The organism is Paraburkholderia sartisoli, from assembly GCF_900107685.1.
Classification (GTDB): Bacteria; Pseudomonadota; Gammaproteobacteria; order Burkholderiales; family Burkholderiaceae; genus Paraburkholderia; species Paraburkholderia sartisoli.
The window spans coordinates 72865-99819 of sequence record NZ_FNRQ01000009.1 but is presented as its reverse complement, the minus strand read 5'-3'; the positions used below and the strand labels follow the sequence as shown (position 1 = coordinate 99819).

23 protein-coding genes and 3 riboswitches are annotated in these 26955 nt (G+C 63.8%); of the genes, 10 read left to right on the top strand and 13 right to left on the bottom strand.

Annotated features, from left to right (window positions below):
- Positions 1 to 2 precede the first annotated feature (2 nt).
- Genes bluB through BLV45_RS23205 form a run of 4 tightly spaced genes read right to left on the bottom strand, consistent with a single transcriptional unit; the run spans position 3 to position 3002 of the window.
- Positions 3 to 695, bottom strand: coding sequence for a 5,6-dimethylbenzimidazole synthase (bluB, locus tag BLV45_RS23220; RefSeq protein WP_090536998.1), 693 nt, complete (start codon positions 693 to 695; stop codon positions 3 to 5).
- Positions 679 to 1977: a cobyrinate a,c-diamide synthase gene (locus BLV45_RS23215; RefSeq protein ID WP_090536996.1), complete on the bottom strand. Its 1299-nt coding sequence runs from the start codon at positions 1975 to 1977 to the stop codon at positions 679 to 681. Before BLV45_RS23215 ends, bluB begins: the two co-directional genes overlap by 17 nt.
- A gap of 3 nt (positions 1978 to 1980) precedes the next feature.
- On the bottom strand, positions 1981 to 2583 hold the full coding sequence (gene cobO, locus BLV45_RS23210; protein ID WP_090536994.1) for a cob(I)yrinic acid a,c-diamide adenosyltransferase: 603 nt from the start codon (positions 2581 to 2583) through the stop codon (positions 1981 to 1983).
- Between the two features lie 41 nt (positions 2584 to 2624).
- Positions 2625 to 3002 carry a cobalamin biosynthesis protein gene (locus tag BLV45_RS23205; protein ID WP_090536992.1) on the bottom strand — a complete coding sequence of 126 codons (378 nt, stop codon included), beginning with the start codon at positions 3000 to 3002 and terminating at the stop codon, positions 2625 to 2627.
- A gap of 132 nt (positions 3003 to 3134) precedes the next feature.
- Positions 3135 to 3361: riboswitch (cobalamin riboswitch) on the bottom strand.
- A gap of 91 nt (positions 3362 to 3452) precedes the next feature.
- Positions 3453 to 3721, top strand: a riboswitch (cobalamin riboswitch).
- Between the two features lie 110 nt (positions 3722 to 3831).
- On the opposite strand from BLV45_RS23205, the gene cobW reads away from it, so the two are divergent.
- From cobW to BLV45_RS23185, 4 genes are read left to right on the top strand one after another with little or no spacing between them, the layout of a single operon-like run.
- Positions 3832 to 4917 (top strand): cobalamin biosynthesis protein CobW, encoded by a 1086-nt coding sequence (gene cobW, locus BLV45_RS23200; RefSeq protein ID WP_090536990.1) that lies wholly within the window; start codon positions 3832 to 3834, stop codon positions 4915 to 4917.
- Between the two features lie 6 nt (positions 4918 to 4923).
- Positions 4924 to 8730, top strand: coding sequence for a cobaltochelatase subunit CobN (cobN, locus tag BLV45_RS23195; RefSeq protein WP_090536987.1), 3807 nt, complete (start codon positions 4924 to 4926; stop codon positions 8728 to 8730).
- A complete protein-coding gene (locus tag BLV45_RS23190) occupies positions 8727 to 9797 on the top strand; it encodes an ATP-binding protein (protein WP_090536985.1) in 1071 nt (356 codons plus the stop codon). Before cobN ends, BLV45_RS23190 begins: the two co-directional genes overlap by 4 nt.
- On the top strand, positions 9794 to 10462 hold the full coding sequence (locus tag BLV45_RS23185) for a vWA domain-containing protein (protein ID WP_407671052.1): 669 nt from the start codon (positions 9794 to 9796) through the stop codon (positions 10460 to 10462). Before BLV45_RS23190 ends, BLV45_RS23185 begins: the two co-directional genes overlap by 4 nt.
- 27 nt (positions 10463 to 10489) lie before the next feature.
- Here BLV45_RS23185 and BLV45_RS23180 read toward each other — a convergent pair whose 3' ends face one another.
- The 5 genes from BLV45_RS23180 to cobG form a co-directional block, all read right to left on the bottom strand.
- Complete coding sequence (locus tag BLV45_RS23180; protein ID WP_090536983.1) at positions 10490 to 11419, bottom strand: flagellar brake domain-containing protein; 930 nt, start codon at positions 11417 to 11419, stop codon at positions 10490 to 10492.
- A gap of 150 nt (positions 11420 to 11569) precedes the next feature.
- The gene (gene cobJ / locus BLV45_RS23175) at positions 11570 to 13282 is read right to left on the bottom strand and encodes a precorrin-3B C(17)-methyltransferase (RefSeq protein ID WP_090536981.1); all 1713 of its coding nucleotides are present in this window, start codon (positions 13280 to 13282) and stop codon (positions 11570 to 11572) included.
- On the bottom strand, positions 13270 to 14001 hold the full coding sequence (locus BLV45_RS23170) for a precorrin-2 C(20)-methyltransferase (RefSeq protein ID WP_090536979.1): 732 nt from the start codon (positions 13999 to 14001) through the stop codon (positions 13270 to 13272). The genes cobJ and BLV45_RS23170 overlap by 13 nt, the downstream gene beginning before the upstream one ends.
- Complete coding sequence (locus BLV45_RS23165) at positions 14002 to 14628, bottom strand: precorrin-8X methylmutase (protein ID WP_090536977.1); 627 nt, start codon at positions 14626 to 14628, stop codon at positions 14002 to 14004. It lies immediately after the preceding gene.
- A complete protein-coding gene (cobG, locus tag BLV45_RS23160) occupies positions 14621 to 16006 on the bottom strand; it encodes a precorrin-3B synthase (RefSeq protein ID WP_281246327.1) in 1386 nt (461 codons plus the stop codon). Before cobG ends, BLV45_RS23165 begins: the two co-directional genes overlap by 8 nt.
- Before the next feature lie 93 nt (positions 16007 to 16099).
- Positions 16100 to 16278, bottom strand: a riboswitch (cobalamin riboswitch).
- Positions 16279 to 16447: 169 nt separating this feature from the next.
- Between cobG and cbiE the strand changes: the two genes are divergently transcribed.
- The 4 genes from cbiE to cobM are packed head-to-tail and all read left to right on the top strand — an operon-like array spanning position 16448 to position 20271.
- Positions 16448 to 17656: a precorrin-6y C5,15-methyltransferase (decarboxylating) subunit CbiE gene (gene cbiE / locus BLV45_RS23155; RefSeq protein ID WP_090536976.1), complete on the top strand. Its 1209-nt coding sequence runs from the start codon at positions 16448 to 16450 to the stop codon at positions 17654 to 17656.
- Entirely contained in the window at positions 17656 to 18747 is a 1092-nt protein-coding gene (locus BLV45_RS23150) for a cobalt-precorrin-5B (C(1))-methyltransferase (protein ID WP_090536974.1), read from the top strand. The genes cbiE and BLV45_RS23150 overlap by 1 nt, the downstream gene beginning before the upstream one ends.
- Complete coding sequence (locus BLV45_RS23145) at positions 18744 to 19466, top strand: cobalt-precorrin-6A reductase (protein WP_090536972.1); 723 nt, start codon at positions 18744 to 18746, stop codon at positions 19464 to 19466. Before BLV45_RS23150 ends, BLV45_RS23145 begins: the two co-directional genes overlap by 4 nt.
- 49 nt (positions 19467 to 19515) lie before the next feature.
- The gene (cobM, locus tag BLV45_RS23140; protein WP_090536970.1) at positions 19516 to 20271 is read left to right on the top strand and encodes a precorrin-4 C(11)-methyltransferase; all 756 of its coding nucleotides are present in this window, start codon (positions 19516 to 19518) and stop codon (positions 20269 to 20271) included.
- A 57-nt stretch (positions 20272 to 20328) separates the two neighbouring features.
- On the opposite strand, the gene BLV45_RS23135 is transcribed toward cobM, so the two are convergent.
- Positions 20329 to 21807 (bottom strand): sodium:solute symporter family protein, encoded by a 1479-nt coding sequence (locus BLV45_RS23135; RefSeq protein WP_090536967.1) that lies wholly within the window; start codon positions 21805 to 21807, stop codon positions 20329 to 20331.
- Complete coding sequence (locus BLV45_RS23130; RefSeq protein WP_090536964.1) at positions 21804 to 22019, bottom strand: DUF3311 domain-containing protein; 216 nt, start codon at positions 22017 to 22019, stop codon at positions 21804 to 21806. The genes BLV45_RS23135 and BLV45_RS23130 overlap by 4 nt, the downstream gene beginning before the upstream one ends.
- 331 nt (positions 22020 to 22350) lie before the next feature.
- On the opposite strand from BLV45_RS23130, the gene BLV45_RS23125 reads away from it, so the two are divergent.
- Positions 22351 to 23022 (top strand): MarC family protein, encoded by a 672-nt coding sequence (locus BLV45_RS23125; protein WP_090536962.1) that lies wholly within the window; start codon positions 22351 to 22353, stop codon positions 23020 to 23022.
- Between the two features lie 169 nt (positions 23023 to 23191).
- Here BLV45_RS23125 and BLV45_RS23120 read toward each other — a convergent pair whose 3' ends face one another.
- On the bottom strand, positions 23192 to 23815 hold the full coding sequence (locus tag BLV45_RS23120) for a LysE family translocator (RefSeq protein WP_090536960.1): 624 nt from the start codon (positions 23813 to 23815) through the stop codon (positions 23192 to 23194).
- 198 nt (positions 23816 to 24013) lie between these two features.
- On the opposite strand from BLV45_RS23120, the gene pip reads away from it, so the two are divergent.
- Entirely contained in the window at positions 24014 to 24991 is a 978-nt protein-coding gene (gene pip / locus BLV45_RS23115) for a prolyl aminopeptidase (RefSeq protein ID WP_090536958.1), read from the top strand.
- A gap of 28 nt (positions 24992 to 25019) precedes the next feature.
- On the opposite strand, the gene BLV45_RS23110 is transcribed toward pip, so the two are convergent.
- A complete protein-coding gene (locus BLV45_RS23110) occupies positions 25020 to 26471 on the bottom strand; it encodes a sigma-54-dependent transcriptional regulator (protein ID WP_090536956.1) in 1452 nt (483 codons plus the stop codon).
- Between the last annotated feature and the right edge of the window lie 484 nt (positions 26472 to 26955).

Here is a 26955-nt window from a genome sequence, read left to right as displayed (position 1 = left end):
GCTTAAGCGTCTTTAACGGTGCTGACGTTCACGCCATCACCGCCAGGCGCATCTTCTTCAGGCCAGCAATTCTCGAACACACACGCTTCGAGCGGCATCCGTGATGCCCAGCGCTCGGTCTCGAGCATCGGCTGATCGTAAAACGCGTCGACGTGCCCAAGACACAGAATGCCCACCGGTCGCGCACCGGCTGGCATGCGTAGCAGCGTGCGCACTTCGTCGACGTCGAAGAGCGATACCCATCCCATCCCGAGGCCTTCCGCGCGCGCCGCGAGCCACATGTTCTGGATCGCGCAGGCAACGGAAGCAAGGTCCATTTCCGGCAGCGTACGTCGGCCGAAAATATGTTTTTCCCGATCGTCCATGAGCGCCATGACGAGCAGTTCGCCGCACTCGAGCATGCCTTCCACTTTCAGCTTCATGAACTCGTCGCGACGCTTGCCGAGCGCGTCGGCGGTGTTCAGCCGCTCGCGTTCGACGGCGGCGTGCAGGGCCGCGCGAAGCGAAGCGTCGGTGATGCGCGCAATGCGCCACGGCTGCATGAAACCGACGCTCGGCGCGTGATGGGCGGCATCCAGCAAACGCTTCAATACGACCGGATCGACCGGATCGCTGACGAAGTGCCGCATGTCACGTCGCTCGTGAATGGCGCGGTAGACGGCCGCGCGGTCCGGATCGCTAAAACGCTTCGCCATGAAAGAGTGCCGCCGTGAAAGCCGGGTTGGAGGGCCAGTAACCGTGCATGTAAGTCGCGACGATGCTGCCTGTTCGAAACACCGCTTCGCCCGGTACAGTCGATTGCGCACGCACGGCTGTCGTTAGCGGCGCCATCGTTGTCTCCATGCGTGAGTAATGGAACGTGTGCCCATGCATCGCGCCGTGCGTGCCGTTGATCTGCTGCATGCCAAGCGACGCGAGATGGGTTTGCATCGTCGCGTCGCCGGGCAGCAGGCCGAGCATCGGAGTGCGCGTGCCGTGAGTGTCGGTGAGCGTATTCAGCAGATACAGCATGCCGCCGCATTCGGCAATCAGTGTTTTGCCGGCCCGCGCATGGGCGCGAATCGCCGCCGCGCTGACCGTATTGCGCGAAAGCGTTTGCGCGTGCAGTTCCGGATAGCCGCCGGGCAACCAGAGCGCGTCGGTGGCCGCGGGTACGGGTTCGTCGGCGAGCGGCGAAAAATACGCCACGCTCGCACCGAGCTGCTCAAGAAGCGTGAGGTTGGCCGGATAAATAAACGAAAACGCCGCGTCGCGCGCAATGGCGATCCGCATGCCGTCGAGCAGACGCGGCATCGCTTCATGTGACGCCACGCCAAAATCGACGGGCGCCGGCAGATCGGCGAGCGGCGTGCCGGCAAGCGCATCGGCGGCGCGATCGATGCGCGCGTCGAGGTCGGCGATTTCGTCAGCCTGGTGGAGGCCGAGATGGCGGTTGGGCAACTCGATGTCGCTCGCGCTTGCGATATGTCCCATCCAGCGCAAACCGTCGGGCAACGCGTCTTCAAGCATCCGCGCATGCCGCGCCGAACCGACGCGGTTCGCGAACACGCCCTGAAACGGCACCCCTGGCCGGAAATGCGCAAGGCCGAAGGCGATCGCGCCAAACGTCTGCGCCATGGCTTTGGCGGAAATCACGCCGACCACGGGCACGTTGAACGTCGTCGCCAGATCGGCGCTGGAGGGCGTGCCGTCGAAAAGACCCATCACGCCTTCGATCAGGATCAGGTCGGCGTTTTCTGCCGCTTCGGCCAGCAGCGCGCGGCACGCCTGTTCGCCGACCATCCACAGATCGAGCGACCGCACCGGCGCGCCGCTCGCCCGCACGAGAATCATCGGGTCGAGAAAATCGGGCCCCGTCTTGAAGACGCGTACGCGTCGCCCCATCCGCGCGTGATGGCGCGCGAGACCGGCGGTAATCGTGGTCTTGCCCTGACCCGAGGCCGGCGCGCTAATGAAAAGGGCGGGGCACGCGGACATCGTTCAGAATTCCACGCCGCGTTGCGCCTTCACGCCCTGCTCGCGATACGGATGCTTGACGATCCGCATTTCGGTGACGAGGTCGGCGGCTTCGATCAGCGCATCGGGCGCATGACGGCCGGTCACGACAACATGCACCATGTCCGGACGCGCGCCGAGCACTTCGAGCACTTCGTCGAGCGGAAGATATTCATACTTCAGCACGGTATTCAGCTCATCGAGAATCACCATCTGATAGTCGCCGCTTTCGATCATGCGGCGTGCCTCGTTCCAGCCCTTGCGAGCCGTCGCGATGTCCTTGTCGCGGTCCTGCGTATTCCACGTGTAGCCGTCGCCCATCGTGATGAATTCGCAATGCGCCTGCGCGCCGAGGAAGTCGCGCTCGGACGTGTGGAGCGCGCCCTTGATGAACTGCACCACGCCCAGTTTCATGCCGTGTCCGAGCACGCGCACAGCCATGCCGAACGCAGCGGTGGTCTTGCCCTTGCCGGTGCCGGTGTTGACGATCAGCAGGCCTTTTTCGACCGTCGCCGAAGCCTGTTTCTTTTCGTGGCCCTCGCGGCGGCGTTGCGTCATGCGTTGATGCGATTCGGGATCTGTCTTCATGGCGTGTCCTGTTGCCCGGAGGCGGTCGGGTTGAGGGGTAATCAGGGCGCGCTGGCGATGGCGACGGTCACGCCATCGAGCACGGTCTTGGGGACAATCAGCATGGCGCCTGGTAGCGCGAGTAGCGCGCACGGCTCGCATACGCCGTCGATGCCAAGTTTCGCGCGCACCGTACCGGATGGCGTGGGCAGTTCGCCACGCGCATCGATCTGTTCGGCGCTGAACGTATGCAACGCGAGCGTGTGGTGAGCGCAGAATCCGGCGATGCCAGGCTCGTGTGCTTTCGATTCGAGCGTGGCGACGGCGAGCACGTCGTCGAGCGAGCGGCCCGCCAGCGCGAGCGCCGCGCGCACGGCGGATTCGACCTGCCGGACGGACACGTTGCGCCTGCAACCGATGCCGATGGTCAGCGTTTTCATGCTGTGTCGGTCAGGGAGGGAAAACCGGGAAGCCGTCGTCATGACGGTTTCAGGGAATAGATGAATCATGCGTTGCCACACGTCAGGCGCCTCATTCCGTCCCCCGCGGATCAGGCGTTTGGCGATCGCAATGGTCGCCCCTCGCATCTGGCCGGTATCCGGGCTGACGACCGCATGCCATTCGCCTTCCCACCCGCACGACGCAGGCAGTGGCGTTGAATGACACGTGCGGACGCATGATCCGCGGGTCGCGTACCGTTGCGGGGACAGCACAGGCTGAGCACATTACCTCGCTTCCTGTTTCCCGTTTAACTGCACATGAGAATGCATGTGCGGGCACCAAACGCGCGCATACGATATCACAGGCGAGCGCGGAAAAGCCTTGCAGAAGGCGCTTGAGCGCACGGTCGTACGCATGGGCCTTTTCTTGACGTTGCCACCGTCGAAGCCTACACTCGCACGCACTCTGGTGCTCGCGCGCACGCTCCGTGCGCGCAGTTAAACGGGAAACAGGGAGCCCTTCCTGCACGGATCGGGCCAACCTGTGCTGCCCCCGCAACGGTAAGCGAAGGCATTGCGCACGCGCGATGCAAAGCCGGCTTCAATAGATGCGCGCCACGACGTGCAACTATCTGTCCACTGCGCAAGGTGTCGAATGCGCGGGAAGGTGAAGCGGCGATTTCGTCAGCCCGGATACCGGCCCGAGAAAAAACCGACAAACGCCGCGGGGATGCGGCGTACCGTCCGCGCTTTCATCGATTGTCCAGCTATTCCGGGCAAGCCGTTTTTCGTCCCCATCTACTTCAACTGTCCACCACCTGGAGTCAGGATGCAGACGCGCAAGATTCCCGTCACGATCGTTACGGGCTTCCTCGGCAGCGGCAAGACCACGTTGCTGCGGCACATTCTTCAACATGCGGGCGGCCTTCGCGTCGCGGTGATCGTCAACGAATTCGGCGAACTCGGCATCGACGGCGAAATCCTCAAGGGCTGCGGCATCGGCTGCAATGAAGACGGCAGCGAGGCGGAAGGCCAGTTGTATGAACTCACCAACGGTTGTCTTTGCTGCACCGTGCAGGAAGAGTTTTTTCCGGTGATGGAGAAGCTCGTCGAGCGACGCGAGCAGATCGACCACGTGCTGATCGAAACGTCCGGCCTTGCGTTGCCCAAGCCGCTGGTTCAGGCGTTCAACTGGCCGCAGATCAAGAATAGCTTTACGGTCGACGCAGTCGTCACCGTGGTCGACGGTCCTGCCGCGGCGAGCGGGCAGTTCGCGGAAAACCCGCTCGCCGTCGAAGCACAGCGCAAGGCCGATCCGAACCTCGATCACGAATCGCCGCTGCACGAGCTGTTCGAAGACCAGTTGTCCGCGGCGGATCTGGTGATTCTCAACAAGACCGACCTGCTCGACGAATCGAAGCAACGCGAAGTCGAGGCACTGATCCGCGAGGAAATCCCTTCGCAGGTGAAGGTGGTGCGCGCACACATGGGGCAACTCGACCTTCATGCGCTGCTGGGTCTTCAGTCGGCTTCCGAAGATTCCATCCATCTGCGTCATGACCATCACGGTTCGGCTGACGACGCGGATCATCACCACGACGAATTCGATTCTGTCGTGGTCGAGGCGAATGTTTCCTCGCGTGAAGCGACCATTGCCGCGCTGCAAGGCCTCGTCGAAAGCCACACGATCTATCGCGTCAAGGGTTTCGCTGCCTTGCCGGGTGCCGCCATGCGTCTCGTGATTCAGGGCGTGGGCCGGCGCTTCGATAGCTATTTCGACCGGCGCTGGCAGGCGGAAGAGCTTCGCACGAGCCGCTTCGTGCTGATTGGCGAAGACCTCGACCAGAAAGCGTTGCAGCAGGCGTTCGACGCGGCGCTCGATGCCGTGCATCACAGCGCGACGCAACAGGCGTAAAACGACATGCATTTGCTGCGCACCACGCCGGGCGGTTTCGTCGACGATACGGCGGGCGTCATCCGGATCGATCAGCGTCCCGCGGACATCGTGGTGCTCAGCTCGGCCGACACCACGCTGTCGCTGCTAGCCAGCGTATTTCCGCGGCTGGGTGCCGATTTTCCGAGCCTGCGGCTCGCGAACGTGACGTTTCTCAGGCAACCGGCGTCGGTCGATTTTTACGTCGAGGACGTGCTGCAACACGCGAAGGTGGTGGTCGTCGATCATCTCGGCGGCGAGGCGTACTGGCCTTACGGCATCGAGCAGGTGGTCGCGCTCGCCGAACGCAGGCAGCAGGTGCTGGCGATGTTCTCGGGCGACCTGCAGGAAGATCCGCATCTGCTCGCGCGCAGCACCGCCGATGCCGCGCTATGTCATCAGCTATGGCGCTATCTTCGCGAAGGCGGGCCGCGCAATGCAGAGCGTTTTCTGCGTTGCATCGCGCATCGTGCGCTCGGCTGGGGCGAAGAGCCTGCGTTGCCACAACCGTTGCCCGCCGCATCGCTTTACCATCCGTCGCGCGACGTTCCGACGACCGAAGACTGGCAGGCGCGCTGGCATGCCGATGCGCCTGTCGTCGCGATTCTCTTTTATCGCGCGCATCTTCAGGCGGCCAACACCGCCGTGTTCGATGCGTTGATCGACGCGCTCGATGCGCAGGGCCTTAACCCGTTGCCGCTGACGATCACGTCGCTAAAGGACAACGTCAGCCGCGACATGGTGCAGCAGTTGTGCGCGCGACATGACGTGGCGCTGGTACTCAACACCACCGCATTCGCCGCATCCGCGATCGACGATCCCGAGCCGCTCGCGCTTGCGGGCGACGCGCCCGTGATGCAGGTGATCCTGAGCGGCGGCAATCGCGACGACTGGCTCAAGGACAATCAGGGCCTCAATTCGCGTGACATCGCGATGCATGTCGCGCTGCCCGAAGTGGACGGCCGCATCATCACACGGGCCATCAGTTTCAAGGGGCTGGCGTATCGTTGTCCGCACACCGAAGTCGACGTCGTGCGTTATCAGCCCGATCACGGGCGCGTCGCGTTTCTCGCGGAGCTGAGCCGGCGCTGGTGCAGGCTGCGACGCATCGACAACGCCGACAAGAAGCTCGCGCTGATCCTCGCGAACTATCCGGTGAGCGAAGGGCGTATCGGCAATGGCGTGGGGCTCGATACGCCTGCGTCCGTCGTCGGTATTCTTTCGATGTTGCGCGGGCAGGGTTATCGGCTCGACGCCATTCCCGCCGATGGCGACGCCCTGATGCGCACGCTCACTGAAGGCGTGACGAACGACCCGGTGGTGCGCGACCTGCGCCCGGCGCTGCAAAGCCTCTCGCTCGACGACTATCTGACCCATTTCCAGCAGTTGCCCGCTGAAGTACGCGACGCGCTGAACGCGCGCTGGGGCACGCCAGAGCAGGACCCGACGCTGCGTCGTGGCCGCTTCATGATCGCGGGCTGGCGTTGCGCGCATGTGTTCATCGGCATTCAGCCGGCGCGTTCACGCGATGGCGGTGACTACGCCAGCTATCACGACGCCGACCTCGTGCCGCCGCACGCATATCTGGCGTTCTATTTCTGGCTGCGTCACCGGTTCGGTATCGACGCGGTCGTGCACGTCGGCAAGCATGGCAACCTGGAATGGCTGCCGGGCAAGAGCGTCGCGCTCAGCGACACCTGCTGGCCCGATCTCATTCTCGGGCCAATGCCGCATCTGTATCCGTTTATCGTCAATGACCCGGGCGAGGGCAGCCAGGCGAAGCGGCGCACGCAGGCGGTCATCATCGATCACCTGATGCCACCGCTCACGCGCGCGGAAACCTACGGCCCGCTGCAGGATCTCGAACGCCAGGTCGACGAATATTATGAAGCGTTGATGGTCGATCCGCGTCGCTCGAAACTGCTGCGCCGGACCATTCTCGAAACGATCGTCACGCACCGTCTGCACGAGGAGTTGAGCCTCGGTCTGCCCGACGGCCAGGATGCGGAAGACGCGCTGCTCACGCGTGCCGATGCGTATCTGTGCGAGTTGAAGGAAGCGCAGATTCGCGATGGCTTGCATACGTTTGGACAGTCGCCGCAAGGCGTTCAGCGACGCGATACGCTGCTTGCGCTCGGCCGTTTTCCGGTGGGCGACGGGCAGCGCGAGAAGGCAGGGCTCATCGACGCGCTCGCGCGCGACCTGCGGATGGGTCATCTTTTCGATCCTTTGACGGCGGACTGGTCCGCGAAATGGGAAGGTGCGCGGCCCGATATCCTTCAGCAAGTCAGCGACGCGCCGTGGCGGCACAACGGCGACACACGCGAACGGCTCGAATTGCTGGCATCGGCGTTGCTGAATGATGTGGCAGGCTCAAACGAGGTAGAGGCCCGAACGATGTATCAAGCCGGTATGTTGCCTCAGGCGGAACGTGTGATCGAGCGTCTGCGAAGCAACATCCTGCCGCGCCTCGACGCCTGTGGACTGCAGGAAATGCTGCAACTGCGGCGCGGACTTGAGGGCCGCTTCGTGCCGCCGGGCCCGAGCGGTTCACCTTCGCGTGGTCGTCCCGACGTGCTGCCGACCGGCCGCAACTTCTATTCCGTCGACACACGTGCCGTGCCGACGCAGTCGGCGTGGTCGCTGGGCCTGAAATCGGCGCAGCAGTTGATCGAGCGCCACGTGCAGGAGCACGGTGACTATCCGCGAGCGATCGGCCTGTCGGTGTGGGGTACCGCGACGATGCGCACCGGCGGCGACGACATCGCGCAGGCGCTGGCGTTGCTCGGCGTTCGACCCCGGTGGGCGCCAGGCAGCCATCGCGTGACCGACTTCGAGATCATGCCGATCGAGGCGTTCGACCGCCCGCGGATCGACGTGACGTTGCGCGTATCGGGTTTCTTTCGCGATGCGTTCGCCAACGTGATGCACTTGTTCGACGCGGCCGTGCAGGCGGTCGCCGAACTCGACGAACCCGAGGAAATGAATCCCGTCCGCGCCCGCGTGCTGCGTGAAAAAGAGGCGCTGATGGCGCAAGGCATGGACGCAGCCGAAGCGCGCCGCCGTGCCGGCTGGCGCGTTTTCAGCGCGAAGCCGGGTTCGTATGGCGCGGGCCTGCAGGAGATGATCGACACGCGGCAATGGCAGACCGACGCAGATTTGTCCGCCGCGTATCAGGCGTGGGGCGGCTATGCGTACGCGCAGAAGAGCGCGGGCGAGGACGCGCGCGATGTCTTCGGCACGCGTCTCGCCGCGCTCGATGTCGTGCTCCAGAATCAGGACAACCGCGAACACGACGTGCTCGATTCGAACGATTACTACCAGTTCCAGGGCGGTATGGTCGCGGCAGTCCGGCACCTCACGGGTACGCAGCCGCATGTCTATCATGCCGATCACAGCAATCCGGCCGCGCCGCGGATCCGCACGCTGCACGAGGAAATCGCGCGGGTGATCCGCTCACGCGTGGTGAATCCGAAATGGCTGGACGGCGTAAAGCGTCATGGCTACAAGGGCGCGGCGGAAATCGCCGCCACCGTCGACTATCTTTACGGTTTCGATGCGACGGCACGCGTGATTTCGGATCACCAGTACGCGCTCGTCACCGACGCTTATCTGAACGATAGCGCCACGCGCGATTTTCTCGCGAAGCACAATCCGCACGCGCTACACGGCATCTGCGAGCGTCTGCTCGAAGCGGTGCAGCGCGGTCTATGGCAAAACCCGGGCGACTATCGCGAGCAGATCGAACGGCATCTGCTGGCAAGCGAACAGCAACTCGAAGGAACACGAACATGAACGCATCGACGGATTCGCCCGGTGGCGGCGTCGCGTTGTCGTCAACCGCACGCACGATATTTCCATTCGCGGCGTTGATCGGGCAAGCGCCGTTGCAGCAGGCGCTGTTGCTTGCAGCGATCGATCCGGGGCTCGGCGGCGTGCTGGTGAGCGGCCCGCGCGGCACCGCGAAATCGACGACCGCCCGGGCGCTCGCCGAGTTGCTGCCTGAAGGACAACTCGTCACGCTGCCGTTAGGCGCAAGCGAAGAGCGTCTGATCGGCACGCTGGATATCGAAACCGCGCTGCGCGACGGTTCGGTGAAGTTTTCGCCGGGTCTGCTTGCAAGGGCGCATCGCGGCGTGCTGTATGTCGACGAGGTCAACCTGTTGCCGGACGCGCTCGTGGATGCGTTGCTCGATGCCGCCGCGAGCGGCGTGAACACGGTTGAGCGAGATGGCGTCTCGCATAGTCACGCGGCAAGCTTCGTGCTGATCGGCACGATGAATCCGCAGGAAGGCGAGCTGCGTCCGCAACTCATCGACCGGTTTGGTTTGATGGTGGAACTCGAAAACTGCTTCGATCCGGAGGTGCGGCAAGCGATCGTCAAGGCGCGTCTTGCATTCGACGCAGACCCGGAGATGTTTCGCGCGCGCTACGCGGCGCAACAGGCGGCTTATGTGCGGCGTATTCGCGCCGCGCGTGAGCGGCTTTCTCAACTTGCATTCGACGATGCGATTCATGCATACGTTAGCCGTAAGTGCATCGATGCCGCTGTCGACGGAATGCGCGCGGATATCGTCATGCTGCGCGCGGCGCGCGCGCTCGCCGCGCTGGAAGCGGACACGGCGATTACGGTTGAGCATGTCGATCGCGTGGCGGAAGCGGTGTTACGGCATCGCCGGCTGAATCGCGACACGGATACGCACGCGACGCAATCGTCATCGCCGCCTGCGCAACACGAAACGCACGAATCACCCACAGAGCGCAAACCCGGCAGCGAAGGCGATTGGGGACAATTGCCACCAGAGGCAGCCGGTACGACGCGCGTCAAGGGCGTCATTCCGTTACCCGCAAAAAAACGTTGAGCCATCGATCAGGCGCCGCCGCTGGATCGACCAGCGGCGTTCGATGGCCACATGCAGCAGGCGCCGGCACGAGAGGCTCAAAACCCGGCAGACGTATCGACTGGCCTTCGACGCTCGCGGCGAAGCGGCGTGAGCCGCTCGCGCGCGCCCACGTGCGCTTCAGGCGCGAAGCGCCGAAGGGCGGCGTGCTGCACTGCTTCGTCCTCGACTGTTCCGGTTCGATGATGTCGGGCCAGCAGCTTGCGCTGGCAAAGGGCCTGCTTGTCGCGATGTTCGATCAGGCGTCCACTGCACGCGCCGAAACCGCGCTGGTGTGTTTTGGCGGCGCGCGTGCGGACGTGCGGTTCGGGCCCGCGGTGCCGCGCTGGTGGAACGAGCGCTGGCTACAGCCAGTGGGAGGGGGAGGCGGGACGCCGCTCGCGCTCGGCGTGTCGCGGGCGGCTCACGTCCTGGAGCGCGCCGCGCGCGGCAAGCCGGCGCAGCAGCGCTGGCTGTGGCTGCTATCGGATGGACGCAGCAGCGATCTGCCCGCGCGTCCGGCGTTTGCCGATCAGGTCGTGTGTGTCGACTTCGAACGTGGGGCGGTGAGGCTGGGCCGTTGCGAACAGATCGCACGCGCCTGGAATGCGCTGTGCTGTACGCCGGAAGATCTGATCGCGTCGTGATTTTCGCGGGACGCGACCCGGTTCGGCTTACGCGCGCGTCAGGCTGTTCCAGATGTACACATCGTCCTGACGGTCGAACACAAACGCTTTCAGCGCGGTCTGCATCGTCGGTTCCAGCACGTCGAACTCGATGCCGTGCGCGGTGAGCCCCGGGCGCTTCTCGTCGGCTTGCAGGTTGCGGATTACCGCGCGCGTTTCGATCAACGTTTCGACTTCGCACGACGTGACCCAGAACGACAGGCGCAGGCGCTCGCCTATGCGCCCCAGCGCGCTCGTCGTCGAGAGGGAAAGGCCTAGCGAGCTGACGCCGTCCGCGAGGCCTATGCCGTCCCAGGCTTCATTCGCCTCGGTGCCATAGCGAACGGCCAGATGCGCGCGCACGCGGATCGAACGTCGTTCGCGCAGCCGGCGGATCGCGCCGGGTTTCGACAGCACGATGTAATGAAAGGGATTGTTGCCGAGCGCTTCGACGGTACACGTAAAGCGGTATACCGCCTGGCTCGCTATCGCGACGATGTCGAGGTTTTCGTTGATCTCGACCGGCGTGGCCTTGCCGTTCGCGACAGGCGGCGTGATGAACAGCACCTGGCTCGGCGAAAAGCCGATCACGCGGGCGGGATGCATCGGGCGGCCCATGCCGATCAGCGAACGCACGCCGAGCAGCGCGCCGATCGGCAAGTGCATTTCGGAAAGCGACGAAGGCGGCGGAACTTCGCTTTCAGGCTGCGCGGCCGTTGCGCCCGCAACCGTCGTCTCCTTGCGGCGAGGCTTGAAATGCGCGAAGAGAAAACTGCGTTCTTCCTCGCTGGCGATCGATGCGCCGTGCTCGCGCAGCAGGGCGCCATCCTCATCGACGATGGGCCACGACAGCGGTGTGGCTAAAGGAATGTCATCGGGCTTGAGCGCCAGTCCGGATGCGACGATCGACTCTTCTTCTGCCAGTTCGTTTGACGACATTTACCGACTACCCCATTTCCGGTTATTAACGGTCGTATACGGCCTGGGAAAGTAAAACTTTAATCGGAGGCTCAGGAAAATCTATTATCACGGGCAATCACCCAACTGGCAAATCCGTTATCCAGCGATTTATAGCGCTGGACGCAACCGTTAAACCTGGCGATACCACCTCGGCGTATAAACCCATTCTTCCCCGCCATTCACCGAAAACGCGCGTGTGAGCGACGACCCGATAATCACCATCGTCCGCATGTCGACCATTTCACTGCGAAGTTCTCCAAGCGATATATGGCGCACCTGGCCGCCGGGTCTGCCGACGTTTCTCCCCAGCACCACCGTTGTCTCAGGCGAACGGAATTCGCGAACGATATCGAGCGCCCTGTCGAGTTGCCAGGGGCGCGCGCGCGAAACCGGATTATAGAAAGCCATCACGAGATCGGCCGCAGCGGCGTGTCTGAGGCGATTTTCAATGACATCCCACGGCTTGAGATTATCGGAAAGCGACAACATGCAGAAATCATGACCGAGCGGCGCCCCGGCCTGCGCCGCCGTCGCCATTGCCGCCGATACACCCGGCAGAATCTCGAGTTCGACGCTGGCCCAGCGTGCGTTGCCCGATTCGTGAAGCGCCTCCAGCACGGCGGCGGCCATGGCAAACACGCCGGGGTCGCCGGACGACACCATCACGACCGAACGCCCCTGAGCGGCCAGTTCGAATGCGTGACGCGCGCGCTGCATTTCTTCGCGGTTGTCGGTGCCGTGTACGCGCTGGTCCGCGCGGAACGGGCCCGCCATCGTCACGTAGGTTTCGTAGCCGAGCACATCGGTGGCCGCGTCGAGCGCGTCGCGTGCGGCGGGTACCATCAGGCGCGCATCGCCAGGGCCGAGGCCGATAACGCTCAGTCGCCCGCGTGCCTGTCCGACGGAAGACGGATCGACCGGGGCGTGCGCGAGCGCCAGCGCAACCGGCAAATCGCCGGCAAGGATCTCGTGCGGCACACGCATCGCAGCAGCAAGGAGCGTGTGTGGTTTGCTTTCGGTAGCGGGCGTGGCGACAAATCGGAGCGCGACGCCAAGCGTTGCGGCGACTGCCGTCAACGTGACTTCGCCTGCACGCCCGATGGGCGCGAGCAGTACAGCCAGCGCGAGCGAGGCGATACCGTTTGCGCTCAACGCATGCTGCACGTGTTCTGCGATGTTCTCGTCAAGACCACCGATCGCGGCGACGACGCTGCGTGGATGAATCAGCAACTCGTCCGCGCTGCCGTTCCATGCTTGTGGCGTGACGCGTATGGCGAGCCGTGCGCCGGATGAGCGCGGCAACTGCGCATCGTCGAGCCAGGGCGCTTCGCCTTCGATGCGCGTGCTTTCGCCTGCGAGCAGGTCGGACACGAAGCGCTTGCCTTGCGTGAGACTCGAAAGCGCGTACCCGTCGGGCGGATTCAGCACGCACGTGCCGAAACGCAACTCGCCGCTCGTCGTGATGGCGGGCGCGACGCTCAGTGCATCGGCGATTTCGCGGGCCATCCGGTTCACGCCCGCGAGTCCGCCGAGCAACGGCACGACCGCGCTGCCGTCTTCGGCCACTGCCAGCACCGGCGGCTCCGCGCCTTTGTCGGAAAGCAGCGGCGCGATGCAGCGAATCACGATGCCAGCAGCGCACAACACGACGAGCGGTGTGCCGCGCATGTACAACTCGCGCAGATGGGCGCCGAGTTCGCCATAGGCGACGTCCGCCTCGACACGTCCTGCAAGCCCGTGAACCTGCGCGCCCGGATAGCGCGCCTGGATGCGTCGCGCCGTCTCAAGTGCGCCGGCGCCGAGAATCACGATGGCGGGCGCGGTTGAATTCATCCGCGCCATTTTTCACCCGGCACGACGAGCAGCGAGAAATAGGGCGACGCCATCGGATCGACTTCAGCGAGCGGCACGATCCGCTGGTTTGTCATCGTCGCGCGCTCGACGTAAAGCGCGCGTTTTTCGAGGCCGAGTTCGCACAGCACGCGCCGCACCTTGTCGAAATTGCGGCCGAGTTTCATCACGACCGCGGCGTCCGCGTCGGCGAGCCGTCGTTTCAGTTCGTCTTCCGGCAGCACACCCGACAGCACGGAAAGCGTCTGGTTGCGATAGACGAGCGGCGCGCCGAGTATCGCCGCGCCGCCCAGCATCGAGCACACGCCGGGCACCACTTGCGCTTCGAAGCGCGGCGCCAGCCGGTCATGCAGGTACATGTAGGAGCCGTAGAAAAACGGATCGCCCTCGCAGATCACGGCGACGTCGCGGCCCGCATCGAGATGGCCCGCGATGATTTCGGCGGCGGTGTCGTAGAAGTCGGCAATCACGGTTTCATACGAAAGCGGTGGCGCGAGCGTTTCGGTCGTCACGGGGTAGACAAGCGGCAGGCGTTCCTGCGCTTCGTCCAGATGCATTTCGATGATCCCGAACGCGTTGCCCTTTTTGCCTTTGGCGACGAAGTACGCGACGACGGGCGCGGCCTTTAGCAGACGCACCGCTTTCAGTGTGATCAGTTCCGGGTCGCCAGGTCCGACGCCGAGTCCAAAAAGACGTCCACGCACCGTCATTTATTCTTCCTCCGAAGCGAGGGCGTTTACGGCTGCCGCGGCCATCGCGCTGCCGCCGCGCCGTCCCGCGACGATCACGAACGGCACGCCGCGACTGTCCTGCGCGAGCATCGCCTTCGATTCCATCGCGCCGACGAAACCCACCGGAAAGCCGAGGATCAACGCGGGTTTTGGCGCACCGGCGTCGAGCATTTCGAGCAGATAGAAGAGGGCCGTGGGCGCGTTGCCGATCACGACGACGCTGCCTTCGATATGCGGCCGCCACAGTTCGAGTGCGGCGGCTGAGCGCGTGTTGTGCAGCGTGAGCGCCATTGGCGCCACGCCCGGATCGCCTAATGTGCAGATGACCGGATTGTCCGCGGGCAGACGCGCGCGCGTGATGCCTTCGGCGACCATGCGCGCGTCGCAGAGCACCGGCGCGCCGCGCAGCAGCGCTGCGCGTCCGGCGGCGCCCGCGCCGACGGAAAACTGCAGGTCGTCGACGACGTCGACCATGCCGCACGCGTGAATCACGCGAACGGCCAGCTTTTCGAGGTCGGCGGGAATGTGGCGCAGGTCGGCTTCGGCGCGGATCGTCGCGAAAGACCTGCGATAGATTTCCCGACCATCGCGAATGTAATCAAGCATCGAATGAACTCCGGGTCAGGCGTTCGAGCGTATCGGCGGCCTGATCGATCGTCAGATTGCTCGCGACAGGTGCGCCAAAACCAGGCGTGCCGTCGCGTCGAAAAAGGTCGTAGCGGGCGGGTGCGACGGCAAGCAGCGTCCATGGCGCGCAATGCGCCGCTGCGCAGGAGCGCTGGCAACCACTGAAATGAACGTCGACACCTGCGGCCAGGCGGGCTGCGAGAAGGAGTGCGTCGGCCTTGGTGTCGGCCATGCCCTTCACGCAGCCTTGCGAGCCGGTGCAGGCGATCACATGTGCAAGCGGATTCGCGATATCAGTGACGAGTCCAATTGACTCAAGTCGTTTTAACGCTTGCTGTGCCTTATCGTTTGGAACGTCTGGCACGATGACGCCTTGCCATGGCGTCATGCGAAGCGTCGCGTTGCCAGCGTCAATGGCAAGCTGGGCAAGCGCTTCCAGCGTTTTAAAGTCGAGACGACCGAGTGCCGGCTGACCACCCACGTAAGAAAGATTCGCACTGTTTTGCAGATGCAATCCGAGTCTGAGTGACGCATCGGCCGGCAAGCGGCGCCATGCGACAACGCGAAAATCACGCATAAGAGTGAAATCGACTCGCGTTTGCACCCGCTGCATGAAGGCCGTGATGCCGTGCGCGGCGAGCACATCGCGCATCCGCGAGTGGTCAGGTGCGGCGAGATCCAGGAACGTATGCAGCAACGCTGCGATAAGCGTGGGGACTTGATGAGGTAAGACAGTGCCGGACGTCACATGCCGGGACGTAGGCAAAACAGGTGGACACCCTGCAAGCCCAAAGGCAAACCGCACGTCCTCGCGATCCCGCACTGCAGCAAGCCAGATATCGTGTGGATGATTGAGCATGGCAAGACGCTCGCCGCCGTCGAGCATCAACGCGAATTTGGGCGAAAGCGCCGTGAATCGTGGATCGTTTTGCAGAAGCGAAAGTATCTGCGAGGCAAGCGTCGTGACGTCGAAAAGCGCGTGCGGATCGCGACCCGCAAGTGGGCTCACCATCAGGTTGCGAATATCGTCGCGCGCGATCGGGTTCGTTTCGTGATCGTCGCGTGGCGCCTGGGGTCCTAACCCTGCATCCAGCAGCCGGCCCGTTAGCGCGTTTTCTTCACCGGTACGCACGCCGCGCAGTTGCAGGTTCGCGCGGTTCGTCACCTCGATTACGCCGGACGTGTGCCGCTTTGCAGCATCCGCGATCGCGAGCGCCTGATCCGCGCGCAGTTCACCGCACGGCAGCCTGATTCTGCACAGGCCGCCGTCGCGCGCCTGCACGATGCGCCACAGCCCCGGGCACGCCGAAGGGCGCGGTGATGCAGTGGGAACAAAGGTAGACGTAACGTGGTTCAAGAGGTCACCGGATTGTGCGCCGCGCGACGGCCCGAGCACCTCGTCATGGAGGAACTGCTGCGGCATCGGTACACCCCGCCCGACGTTGGCTGGCACGAACAAGTCTCGCCGGCAGGTTTCCTGGCTTGCAGGTCATCGTCCGCGCCGGCCTTCCCGGTCGAACCAGTGGCACAGGTGAGGCGCGGACTCGCTGCATACAGTTGCGGGGGCAGCCACAGTTGATCTGTGTTCCCTCTTCGGCCCCGAAGGGCACCGGCGAGGCTGTATTATGCCTTTTTTCGGATAGCGCAAGTACGCTGCGGCCGGGTCTGGCACGCCGCGATCCCGACAGCAACCCTCTTTGCGTGGAACCTGGGTAACGCGCTATGGGGCTGGAATAAGCACCAGCTCGAGCCGACACGCTAACGCTGGTCGACAGAACACAGGAATGAGGACAGGTGCATGCCGGCATGGCTGACCGTGGTGGGAATGGGCGACGATGGTTTTGCAGGCCTCGGAAGATCGGCGCGGCGTGCGCTGCTGGACGCATCGGTGGTCTATGGCAGCGAGCGTCATCTTGTGATGCTGCCGCCGCGCCTGCGCGCGCGTCGCGAACCATGGCCGCGCCCGTTCGACGTGGCGCAGGTGCTCGCGCATCGCGGCACTGATGCATCGGTCTGCGTGCTCGCGAGTGGCGATCCGATGCTGTTCGGCGTCGGCGCAACGCTCGCCCGCCAGCTATCCATTGATGAAATGCGTGTGCTGCCCGCGCCTTCATCGCTTTCGCTCGCCGCAGCGCGGCTCGGTTGGCCCTTGCAGGATGTTGCGACGGTCTCGCTCGTCGGAAGGCCGCTCGCCGCGCTCAACGCGTATCTGCATCGCGACACGCGACTCTTCGTGCTGTGCGGCGATGGCCGCACGCCCGGCGCGATTGCCGCGCTGCTAAACGCACGCGGCTTGGGTCCGAGCCGGATGATCGTGCTTGAGCATCTTGGCGGCGCGTCGGAACGCCGGATCGACGCGCGCGCCGACGCGTGGAATCACGACGAAGTCGCCGCGCTCAACCTGGTCGCGATCGAATGTCGCGCGGGGGAAGCCGCGTGCACGCTGCCACTTACGCCAGGCCTGCCCGACGAAGCCTGGCGGCACGACGGCCAGTTGACGAAGCGCGACGTGCGCGCCATCACGCTTGCGCGTCTCGCGCCTGAGCCTGGTGAACTGCTCTGGGACGTGGGCGCCGGTTGCGGATCGGTAGGCATCGAATGGATGCGCGCACATCCATCCTGCCGCGCGATCGCCATCGAGGCGCATCCTGAACGGCAACGTTTCGTCGAGCACAACCGCGATGCGCTCGGCGTGCCGGGTCTGCAGATCGTGGCGGGCAAGGCGCCGGATGCGCTTGAGGGGCTCGCCGTGCCCGACGCCATTTTCATCGGCGGCGGTGTCACGGCGCCGGGCGTGCTCGACAGCTGCTGGGCGCGCCTGCGCAGCGGCGGCAGGCTCGTTGCGAACGCCGTCACCGTGCAGAGCGAAGCGACGCTTGTCACATGGCGCGAACGGCATGGCGGCACGCTGACACGCATTAGCGTCGCGCAGGCACAGCCGCTTGGCGGCTTCGACACCTGGCGCCAGGCGCTGCCCATCACGCTACTCGAAAGCCGCAAACCATAATGCGCGACGAAACCCCCGAACAGCCCGCGCCGCTGCGCAGCGGCTACACGACCGGCAGTTGCGCCACGGCGACTTCGCTTGCTGCGGCGCGTCTGCTGCTCGCGGGCGTGGCGGGCGACGTCGCCGAAATCGTGTTGCCGAAGGGGCAGCATGTGCCGATGCCGCTTGTGTTTTGCCGCCTGACGGACGACGGCGGCGCGGAAGCCGGCACGATCAAGGACGCCGGCGATGATCCCGACGTGACACATGGCGCAGTCGTGCTCGCACGCGTGAGGTTGCGCGCACAACTAGGCGTGCGTTTCTTCGCGGGCCCCGGCGTGGGCACCGTCACGCGCGCGGGGCTGACGCTCGCGGTTGGCGAGCCGGCGATCAACCCCGTACCGCGCCAGATGATGACGCAGCATCTCACCGATCTCGCCGCGGAACACGGCTACGCGGGGGGCTTCGACGTCACGATTGGCGTCGAAGGCGGCGAGGCGCTGGCGTTAAAGACGATGAACCCGCGGCTTGGCATTGTTGGCGGATTGTCGATCCTCGGGACGACGGGTATCGTCCGGCCGTTTTCGTGTTCCGCGTATATCGCGTCGATTCATCAGGGCATCGACGTTGCCCGCGCCAACGGCTATCGACATATCGCCGCCTGCACAGGTAACGCGAGTGAGGACGCGATGCGCGCGCACTACGCATTGCCGGATATCGCGCTGATCGAAATGGGTGATTTCGTGGGCGCCGTGTTCAAGCATTTGCGGCGCGCACCGGTTGAGCGTTTAAGCGTGTGCGGCGGATTCGGCAAGCTGAGCAAGCTCGCGTCGGGCCACCTCGATCTGCACAGCAGCCATTCGAGCATCGACCTCGAACAGCTCGCGGGCTGGGCCGCGGAGCAAGGCGCCGATGCGGATCTGGTCCAGGCGGTTCGCGCGTCGAATACCAGCCAGCAGGCACTGGCGATCGCACGCGATCGCGGCGTGCCACTTGGCGATATTGTCTGCGCCCACGCCTTGAGCGTCGCGCGCGGTATCGTGCCGGCGGAAGTGAAAGTCGAGATGTTCGCAATCGACCGGCAGGGGAATATCGTGGGCGTCGCGCAATGACGCGCGTCCTGCTGCTGGGCGGCACCGGCGACGCGATGCAGGTCGCACGGCAACTGGGCCCGCACGACGTCTATAGTCTCGCCGGACTCGGCAAGGTGCCGGCGGACCTTGCCTGTACGGTGCGCGTGGGCGGCTTCGGCGGTGCCGAGGGGCTTGCGTGCTATCTACGTGACGAGGGAATTGGGCTGCTTGTCGATGCAACGCACCCTTACGCGGCGCGGATCAGCGCGAACGCGGCAGCGGCGGCCCGTGTGCAAGGCGTGCCGTGCTGGGCTGTGCGCCGCGCTCCGTGGCAGCCGCAGGCCGGCGACGACTGGCGCATGGTCGACGACTGGGCAGGCGTCGTTCTCGCGTTGGCGCCGTTCTCGCGGCCACTGCTCACGCTTGGGCGCGAACCGCTTGCGCATCTGCACGAGATTCCGGCGCATCAGTTCTGGATCGTGCGATGCCTCGACGCGCAACCCGGCACCGAACGTACGCGTGTGCTGGACGCGCGCGGGCCGTTTGGCGTCGAAGGCGAGCGCGCATTGTTTGACGAGCATCGGATCGATGTCGTGGTCAGCAAGAACAGTGGCGGCAACGCGACAGAGGCGAAACTCGACGTGGCGCGCGAACTTGGCTTGCCGGTCGTGATGATGCGCCGCGCGGCGCTTGCGAATGTCGACCGCGAATTCGATTCGCCCGCGCAGCTGCTTGCCGCGCTAAAAGAAATGCTTTAGCGAAAGACGTCTTGGCGTCTTTCGTGAAAATGGAACGATGGAGTCGTAGATGACCGTATTTTTTATTGGCGCGGGGCCAGGCGATCCTGAACTGATCACCGTGAAAGGGCTAAAGCTCGTGCATCGCTGCCCGGTGATTCTTTACGCGGGGTCGCTGGTTCCGGAGGCGGTGCTTGCGGGCAACGTGGCTGAATGCGTCGTGAATACCGCGGACCTGAACCTTGACGAAATCGTCGCGTTGCTCGCGGACGCGCACGCCAGGGGGCAGGACGTGGCCCGCGTACACTCGGGCGATCCTTCGCTCTTTGGCGCGATCGGCGAACAGATCCGCCGGTTGCGCGCGTTGAACATTCCCTTTGAAATCGTGCCCGGTGTGACGGCGACCGCCGCGTGCGCGGCGACGCTTGGCGTCGAACTCACGTTGCCCGACGTGTCGCAGACATTGATCCTGACGCGCTACGCACGCAAGACCAGCATGCCTGAAGGCGAGGCGCTCGGCGATCTCGCGCGCCACCGCGCGACAATGGCGATTCATCTTGGCGTGCTGCATCTCGCAGGCATCGTCGACGAACTGGTGCCGCACTATGGCCAGGATTGTCCGGTCGCGGTCGTTTATCGGGCGAGCTGGCCCGATGAGGAGCGCGTGGTCGGAACGCTCGACGATATTTGCGGGAAAGTACAGGGTACGCAGATCGAGCGGACCGCGCTGATTCTTGTCGGACGCGTGCTCGATGCGGCGGCGTTCAGCGATTCGTCGCTTTACGCCACAGGGCGGAGCGATCGATCCTTCAAGCGCGACCTTTAAGCCCGGCCACGGCTTCCCTTGCGGGAACAGGAAGCCGCGGTCAGCCGGTCAGGCGCGTTAATGCAGCCGTGCGTGCGACGGCTCAGTTGCGGCATGCGGTTTCGTCACCACGCTCACGATCGCAAGCACGATCACGTTCACGGCAAGTGCCAGAAAGCCGATGTTCACGTCTTTCAGCGTGTCGGGCAGGAACGGGAACAACTGTGCAACGCTCACGTGCAGGGTCGTTGTGAGTGCAACCACGAGGACGCCCGCGAGAATCCCGCAGAACGCACCCTGTTTCGTCACGCGATTGCGCTTTGCAAGACTGCACAGCAGCGCCGGGAACAGTTGCGTGACGAAGTTGTAGCCCATCAGGAGCAGCGCGACAATCGTGTCTCCGCCGTGCAGCGTGAAGCCGACCGCGACGAGCGCGACCACCGGCACGAGCAGGCGCGCCAGCTTGCCGACGGCCGCGTCGGACGCGTTGCGTTGCAGTCCACCGCGATAGACGTCGTTGGCAAGCAGCGTCGATGCGCTCGTGAGAATCATCGAACCCGGCACGAGCGCGGTCAGGATGCCCGCTGCGCCGATCACGCCGACAAACCACGGGTCGAACGTCTGGATCGACAGCCGGAACAGCGACAGGTCGATATCGCCGCCCTTAAGGCCCGGCACCTTCAGCACGGCAGCAAAGCCGACGAAGAACACGAACAGCAGGATCAGCTGATAGAGCGGTAAAACCATCGCGTTGCGCCGGAAAATCCGTTCATCGCGCGCGGTATAGATCGAGCCGAACGTGTGCGGCCACATAAAGAAGCCGAGCGCCGTCAGCAGGACCGTCGACTGGAACCACGTCACGCTGGACCCCTTCGCCGGGAACGTCAGGAAACCCGGGCGCGCGGCATCGATGGCGTGGAACATGTTGCTCAGTCCGCCGTAATAGTGGATCGGCAGATAGATACCGAGGAACAGCACGATCGCGAGAATCAGCACATCTTTCACGACCGAGTTCCATGCCGAGCCGCGAACGCCCGACACCATCACGTAAGCGGTCACGACCACGGCACCGATCCAGATCGCCGCGGTCGAGGAAATCACGCCGTACGATGCGGTTGCGACGATGATGCCCAGTCCCTTGAGCTGGAGCACCAGATATGGAATCAGCGCGGCGACACCCACCAGCGCCACCAGCACGCCGAGCGCGGGGCTGTCGTATTTGCGGGCGAAGAAGTGCGATTGCGAAACGAGGCGTTGCGCCTTGGCATAGCGCCAGATGGGCGGCAACAGCCAGTACGACAGGATGTACGCGAGCGTGCCGTACGCGAGGATGTAATAGACCGGCGCGCCTTTACCGTAAGCGAAGCCGCTGCCGCCAAGAAACGTGAACGTCGTGTAGATTTCGCCAGCCATCAGCAGGAACACGAACGCGGTGCCGAAGCTGCGGCCGCCGACGGTCCACTGTTCGAGGTTCATGTCGTGCCCGCGTCGCGCGCGCACGCCCAGATACAGCGCGAACAGCGTGACGGCGGCGATCAGGATCAGCGCGCTGCTCATGGCTGCACCTCCGCGGTGTCGTCGGCGACCTGACGGTTGACGGGATCGAGGCGATAGATAATCCCCATGATCACGGCCCCTCCCACAACCCAGAACACGATCCACGCAAGCACGAACGGCATGCCCAGCACGAGCGGTTCGACACGGTTGACGAAGGGAATTCCAAGCAGGATGCCGATGAACGGCAGGGCGGCCAGCAGGCGAAACAGCATAAGACAGCTCCTCAACGCGGTGGATACGTTCAATGGATTCTGTTTTCAGGCGTGTTGTCGAATGGACTGTATGCCTGGTCTGTCCTCGCCGTAAAGACCTTCAAAAAAACTGAATGGAAATTGTAATAATAGGGTGGAGCGGAATAACCTGCATGCAGCAAGCCGGCCATTGCGGCTTGCGCTCCAGTATCATCGGTTGCAGAGGCAACATGACGCCGCCGGACCGGCACGCGAATATGCCGCGATTTCAATCGCGCCGGTCATATAACAACACGCTGCCCAACGGTGCCGATGCGGACGTTGGGTGAGCCCTACGATGCGAAGCACACCCATGGTAGAGAGCCTGATCTCGGACATCCTGTTTGGCTTTACCGGATTGATCAGCATCATCAATCCGATCGGCGTCGCGTTTGTGTTTCTGGACCGCACGGAATCGCTCAGCAACGAAGAGCGAGCGGTGCTGGCCAAGAGAGTGGCTATCAATGCCTGCATCGTGCTTCTCGTTGCGTTTTTTCTGGGCACGCCGGTGCTTCATTTCTTCGGCATCTCGATCCAGGCCTTGCGCATTGGCGGCGGGCTGGCGGTGGCCGTCAGCGGCTGGCAGATGCTCAATGCGCCGGACGTGCGTCCCGCTGCTTCGGCGGCGCGCAATGTGGACGGCGACAATGCCATGTCGAAGGCGTTCTTTCCGCTGACGATGCCGCTCACCACCGGGCCGGGTTCGCTTGCCACGGCAATCGCGCTGTCGGCGAACCGCACGCACAAGCTCACTGATTTTGTTTTGTCCGCGATTGCATCGCTTGCGATCACGGCGTTGGTCGGCATCGCGATCTACCTGACGTATAGCCGCGCCACATTGTTTGCCCGCTATCTGGGCAGCGATGGAACAAAGGTCGCGATGCGTATTTCTTCCTTTTTACTGCTGTGCATCGGCGTGCAGATCATGTTGACGGGTTTCGGTGAATTTCTGACGCCTATAGCGCAGCTGCGCGCGACGCCGTAGCGATTGCGCAAGCCCTCAGGATGGCGCGTTACGCCCATCCGCATTCCGCTTTGCCCGGGATGCGGGCGCTTCATGCGCAACGGCCTGATCCGCAATTACCCTAATGTCAGGCGCGATCGGGTGACCGTGGCCGATCCGTAATCGAGCGGTATTCGTTCAGAAGCGCGGCTCATACCGCGCGACGGATTTCGGCCACGCCGAACGCGGCAAGCGCGAGTCCGGCCATGCGATCGATCAGATGGCGCGTCCGGCTACCGAGCGCGTGGCGTGCGCCCGAAACCGCCGCGACCAGAAAACACCACCACGCAACCGATCCGCAGAATACGCCGGACACGGTCGTCAGCGCGACGCCCGTCGAAAACGGTCCACGCGGCGCAAGCGTCGCGAAGAGGGCGGCGAACATGATGATGGTCTGCGGGTTCGTCAGGGTGAGGAGCAGCGAGCTTGCGTAGGCGCGCGCGGCGCCGTCGGAGAGCGCCGCACCGGAGATGGTTGTTTCGACAACCGGTTTCTGCATGAGCGTGCGTACGCCGATGTAGAGCAGAAAGAGCCCCGCGATCAGATGCAGTGGCCGGTCATAGGCGAGCATGAACTGCGAGATGCTGACCATGCCCAGCGCGGCGACGAGGCCATAGAGTGCGTCACCGCTGGCAATGCCGAAACCGATCGCGAGACCGGCGCGCGGCCCCTCGGTCAGCGTGCGACGGATGCACAACATGCCCATCGGACCGACGGGCGCCGCGACGGCGAGCCCGACGCCCGCGGCAGTAAGAAAGAGACCTGCGCCAGCCATGAATGCTCCAGAACCTGAAATTTCTGTTTGTCTTGTGACGATGCGTCGTGCAGTACGATCGGCGTGGCCACCCGTTGACGCTCATATATAGCACACCGTCCCGCGCTATAACTGTCCGGGGCGACCGCGAAGCGGTTGCGCGCGAAATGAACTAATCTCCAATCGTTAAACGCTATTCACAAGGGAACCGCGTCAAAAATGGAAACGGAAGAACGCTTTGAAGACGGCATGCTCGACGTCGGCAATGGACACACGATCTACTGGCGAAGCCAGGGTAACGCGCAGGCACCCGCCATCGTGATCCTGCACGGCGGACCCGGCGGTGCGATGAATCCGCAATGGGCCGACCTGCTCGACGCACAGCAGTGGCGCATCGTTCTTTTCGACCAGCGCGGGTGTGGGAAGTCGACGCCGTTTGGCGAGCTGCGCAACAATGGTCTTGCGGATCTCGTCGGCGATATCGAAGCGTTGCGCGAGCACCTTGGCATCGGGCAATGGGCCGTATTCGGCGGATCGTGGGGCACGACGCTTGCGCTGGCGTACGCGGCGGCGCATCCATCGCGCTGCCTCGGGTTTTTGCTGCGCGGCATCTATCTCGCGCGCAGCGAAGATACCGACTGGTTCCTGTGGGACGTCCGCCGTGTGTATCCGGATGTGCATGCGAGATTCCTCGATGCGATCGAACAGGCAGCCGGCCGAAGGCCTGCCTGCGCACGCGAGGTGCTTGAATTCAGCGGCGTACCGCTTTCACGTTTCGACGCGGCCAGTACCACACTTGCGCGCGCGTGGCGTGATTATGAGGCGACGTTGTCGCGCGTGAATCACGACACTCAGGCCGAAGAGAGCGACGCGCGCACGGAGGAGGAATCCTCGCGCGCGGCGATCGCGATGGCGCTGCTCGAGCGCCACTACATGGCCGACGAACTGCCGCCGCCCGCATTGCTACCCGCCGTGCCGCGTTTTGCGCACCTGCCGTGTCAGATCGTGCATGGCCGTTTCGACATGGTGTGTCCCGCCGATCAGGCGAAAGCGCTGGCCGACGCATGGCCGCGCGCGAACCTCCTGATCGTCGATGCGGCCGGGCACTGGACCTTCGATCCCGGCGTCGCAGCGGCAGTGCGGGAAGCGGCTAAAAGGCTGCGCGCCGAAATGAACAGCGCGCAGCCCGTCATCTAGCGAGCAACGGTTAAGGGCAGACGCGCGCTCAAGCCTCCGCGGCGGTGGCGACCTGGGTGCGATCGCCGTTCGCTGGCGCCTTGTCTGTTGTGCTCGACACGCGGAGCATGCGCATCTGCCCGGGTTCCGGTCGCAGGCCGACCGCGTTCATCAAGCGGTACAGCGTGGCGCGCGAAATGCCCAGTTCTTCGGCTGCACCGGACAGGTTATAGCCGTGTCTGCGCAGCGCCTGCTGGACCGCTGCGCGCTCGGCTTCCGCGCGAATCTCCGACAAGGTGCGCCGCGCGTTTTCCGGATCGACCGGCAGGCCCAGATCCGCCGCCGTGATGAAACGACCTTCCGCCATCACCACGGCACGCCGCACGCAGTTGAACAGTTCGCGTACGTTGCCGGGCCACGTATAGCTGCAGATCGCCGTGATCGCGTCTGAGGTAAAGCCGCGCAGCTTGCGCGAGTTGTCGCGGCGAAACATGTTGAGCGCGTAGTTGGCGAGCAGCTTGAGGTCCTCGCCGCGCTCGCAAAGCGGCGGCTCGCTGAGTTTCAGCACACATAAACGGTGATACAGGTCGGCGCGGAACCGGCCGGCTTCCACAGCCGCTTCGAGATTCACGTGGGTGGCGGAAATCACGCGCACGTCGACCTTGATCGATCCCGTACCGCCAAGGCGCTCGATCGTGCCTTCCTGCAGAAAACGCAGCAGCACGGCCTGACATTCGATCGGCATGTCGCCGATTTCGTCCAGAAAGAGCGTGCCGCCATGGGCCGCCTCGATGCGGCCGGTCTTGCGTTGCGCGGCTCCGGTAAACGCGCCGCGTTCGTAGCCGAACAGTTCGGACTGGAGAAGGGTGGGCGGCACGGCCGCGCAATTGATCGCGACGTATCCGCTGTTCGCGCGCGTCGAGCGTTCATGGATGGCGCGTGCGGTCAGTTCCTTGCCGGTGCCCGACGCACCCGCGATGAAAACGGGTGCATCGTTGTGCGCGCATTTGTCTATGCCTCGATAGAGCTGGAGCATCGCATCGCATTGACCGATCATTTCGTGCTGCCCGAGCGTCAGTTGCTGCGGCGTGGCGACGCGCGAGCGCAGCGACGACAGCCCGTGAGCATGGCCGAGCGCGAAAGTCAGGCGCTCGTCGACACACGGCATCGTGACGAAGTCGAAACAGTAGTCGAGGATGAAGCGGCGCAGCGATTCGTCATCGGTCTGGCCCGGCCAGACCGCCGCGATCCAGGTCGTATGGGTGCGCTCCATACATGATTCGAGCGCGCGCAGATGCCGGGGCGCGCAGTCCTTCGGTATTTCCACGAGGCCGACCGAGATCCCGCAGCAATCGAGCAAATGTTCGGCTTCGGCAATAGATGTTGTGTGCGCAACCTGCCATCCCGCTTCTTCAAGGAAGCGGACGATGCGCTCGTCGCCTGAAGGTAAAACGCACAGCGCAACGCGCGATGCGACGTCTGACGTACAGATCGTATCCATGATGCCCCCGGTCCTGGACTCACGCGCACCGGTTAGTGACTGCCGGTTTTGCGCGCGGGTCGCATCGAAACCCCTTTCAGACTGCTGGTCTGCAGTCGGCGGATTCCGATTTCACAGTTTTGATCGACGTGTTCGCGCGGCCGTCTTGATGCGGCGCACGAGTGTTTTGTTCAGACAAACTGGCCCGGGAACCGGGCGCACTGGAACTGGACGGCGCAGCGATACGTGCGCCTGTGCGGATGGTTAAATGTCATCTCGATACCCCCGTCATACGCTGACCTGCTGTTTTCTGCATTTTGAATGCGCTCTATGTTTGGCGCATGACTGTGAACATAGATCAAACGATCTTGAATTGCCATAGAAATAAATCCGACTCAAGCTTTTTGGGGTGCAATTGGGTCGCCGGGGATGTGGTTTTTTACCGTCACTAACTGATTCGGGTTCCTGCCTTCATGGAAGACAGGAATCATAACGTCATGGGTAG

What these genes read in the sequence shown, in the direction of transcription:
- bluB (WP_090536998.1), bottom strand. Translation starts at nt 695, where the DNA reads ATGGCGAAGCGTTTTAGCGATCCGGACCGCGCGGCCGTCTACCGCGCC.
- BLV45_RS23215 (WP_090536996.1), bottom strand. Translation starts at nt 1,977, where the DNA reads ATGTCCGCGTGCCCCGCCCTTTTCATTAGCGCGCCGGCCTCGGGTCAG.
- cobO (WP_090536994.1), bottom strand. Translation starts at nt 2,583, where the DNA reads ATGAAGACAGATCCCGAATCGCATCAACGCATGACGCAACGCCGCCGC.
- BLV45_RS23205 (WP_090536992.1), bottom strand. Translation starts at nt 3,002, where the DNA reads ATGAAAACGCTGACCATCGGCATCGGTTGCAGGCGCAACGTGTCCGTC.
- cobW (WP_090536990.1), top strand. Translation starts at nt 3,832, where the DNA reads ATGCAGACGCGCAAGATTCCCGTCACGATCGTTACGGGCTTCCTCGGC.
- cobN (WP_090536987.1), top strand. Translation starts at nt 4,924, where the DNA reads ATGCATTTGCTGCGCACCACGCCGGGCGGTTTCGTCGACGATACGGCG.
- BLV45_RS23190 (WP_090536985.1), top strand. Translation starts at nt 8,727, where the DNA reads ATGAACGCATCGACGGATTCGCCCGGTGGCGGCGTCGCGTTGTCGTCA.
- BLV45_RS23180 (WP_090536983.1), bottom strand. Translation starts at nt 11,419, where the DNA reads ATGTCGTCAAACGAACTGGCAGAAGAAGAGTCGATCGTCGCATCCGGA.
- cobJ (WP_090536981.1), bottom strand. Translation starts at nt 13,282, where the DNA reads ATGGCGCGGATGAATTCAACCGCGCCCGCCATCGTGATTCTCGGCGCC.
- BLV45_RS23170 (WP_090536979.1), bottom strand. Translation starts at nt 14,001, where the DNA reads ATGACGGTGCGTGGACGTCTTTTTGGACTCGGCGTCGGACCTGGCGAC.
- BLV45_RS23165 (WP_090536977.1), bottom strand. Translation starts at nt 14,628, where the DNA reads ATGCTTGATTACATTCGCGATGGTCGGGAAATCTATCGCAGGTCTTTC.
- cbiE (WP_090536976.1), top strand. Translation starts at nt 16,448, where the DNA reads ATGCCGGCATGGCTGACCGTGGTGGGAATGGGCGACGATGGTTTTGCA.
- BLV45_RS23150 (WP_090536974.1), top strand. Translation starts at nt 17,656, where the DNA reads ATGCGCGACGAAACCCCCGAACAGCCCGCGCCGCTGCGCAGCGGCTAC.
- BLV45_RS23145 (WP_090536972.1), top strand. Translation starts at nt 18,744, where the DNA reads ATGACGCGCGTCCTGCTGCTGGGCGGCACCGGCGACGCGATGCAGGTC.
- cobM (WP_090536970.1), top strand. Translation starts at nt 19,516, where the DNA reads ATGACCGTATTTTTTATTGGCGCGGGGCCAGGCGATCCTGAACTGATC.
- BLV45_RS23135 (WP_090536967.1), bottom strand. Translation starts at nt 21,807, where the DNA reads ATGAGCAGCGCGCTGATCCTGATCGCCGCCGTCACGCTGTTCGCGCTG.
- BLV45_RS23130 (WP_090536964.1), bottom strand. Translation starts at nt 22,019, where the DNA reads ATGCTGTTTCGCCTGCTGGCCGCCCTGCCGTTCATCGGCATCCTGCTT.
- BLV45_RS23125 (WP_090536962.1), top strand. Translation starts at nt 22,351, where the DNA reads ATGGTAGAGAGCCTGATCTCGGACATCCTGTTTGGCTTTACCGGATTG.
- BLV45_RS23120 (WP_090536960.1), bottom strand. Translation starts at nt 23,815, where the DNA reads ATGGCTGGCGCAGGTCTCTTTCTTACTGCCGCGGGCGTCGGGCTCGCC.
- pip (WP_090536958.1), top strand. Translation starts at nt 24,014, where the DNA reads ATGGAAACGGAAGAACGCTTTGAAGACGGCATGCTCGACGTCGGCAAT.
- BLV45_RS23110 (WP_090536956.1), bottom strand. Translation starts at nt 26,471, where the DNA reads ATGGATACGATCTGTACGTCAGACGTCGCATCGCGCGTTGCGCTGTGC.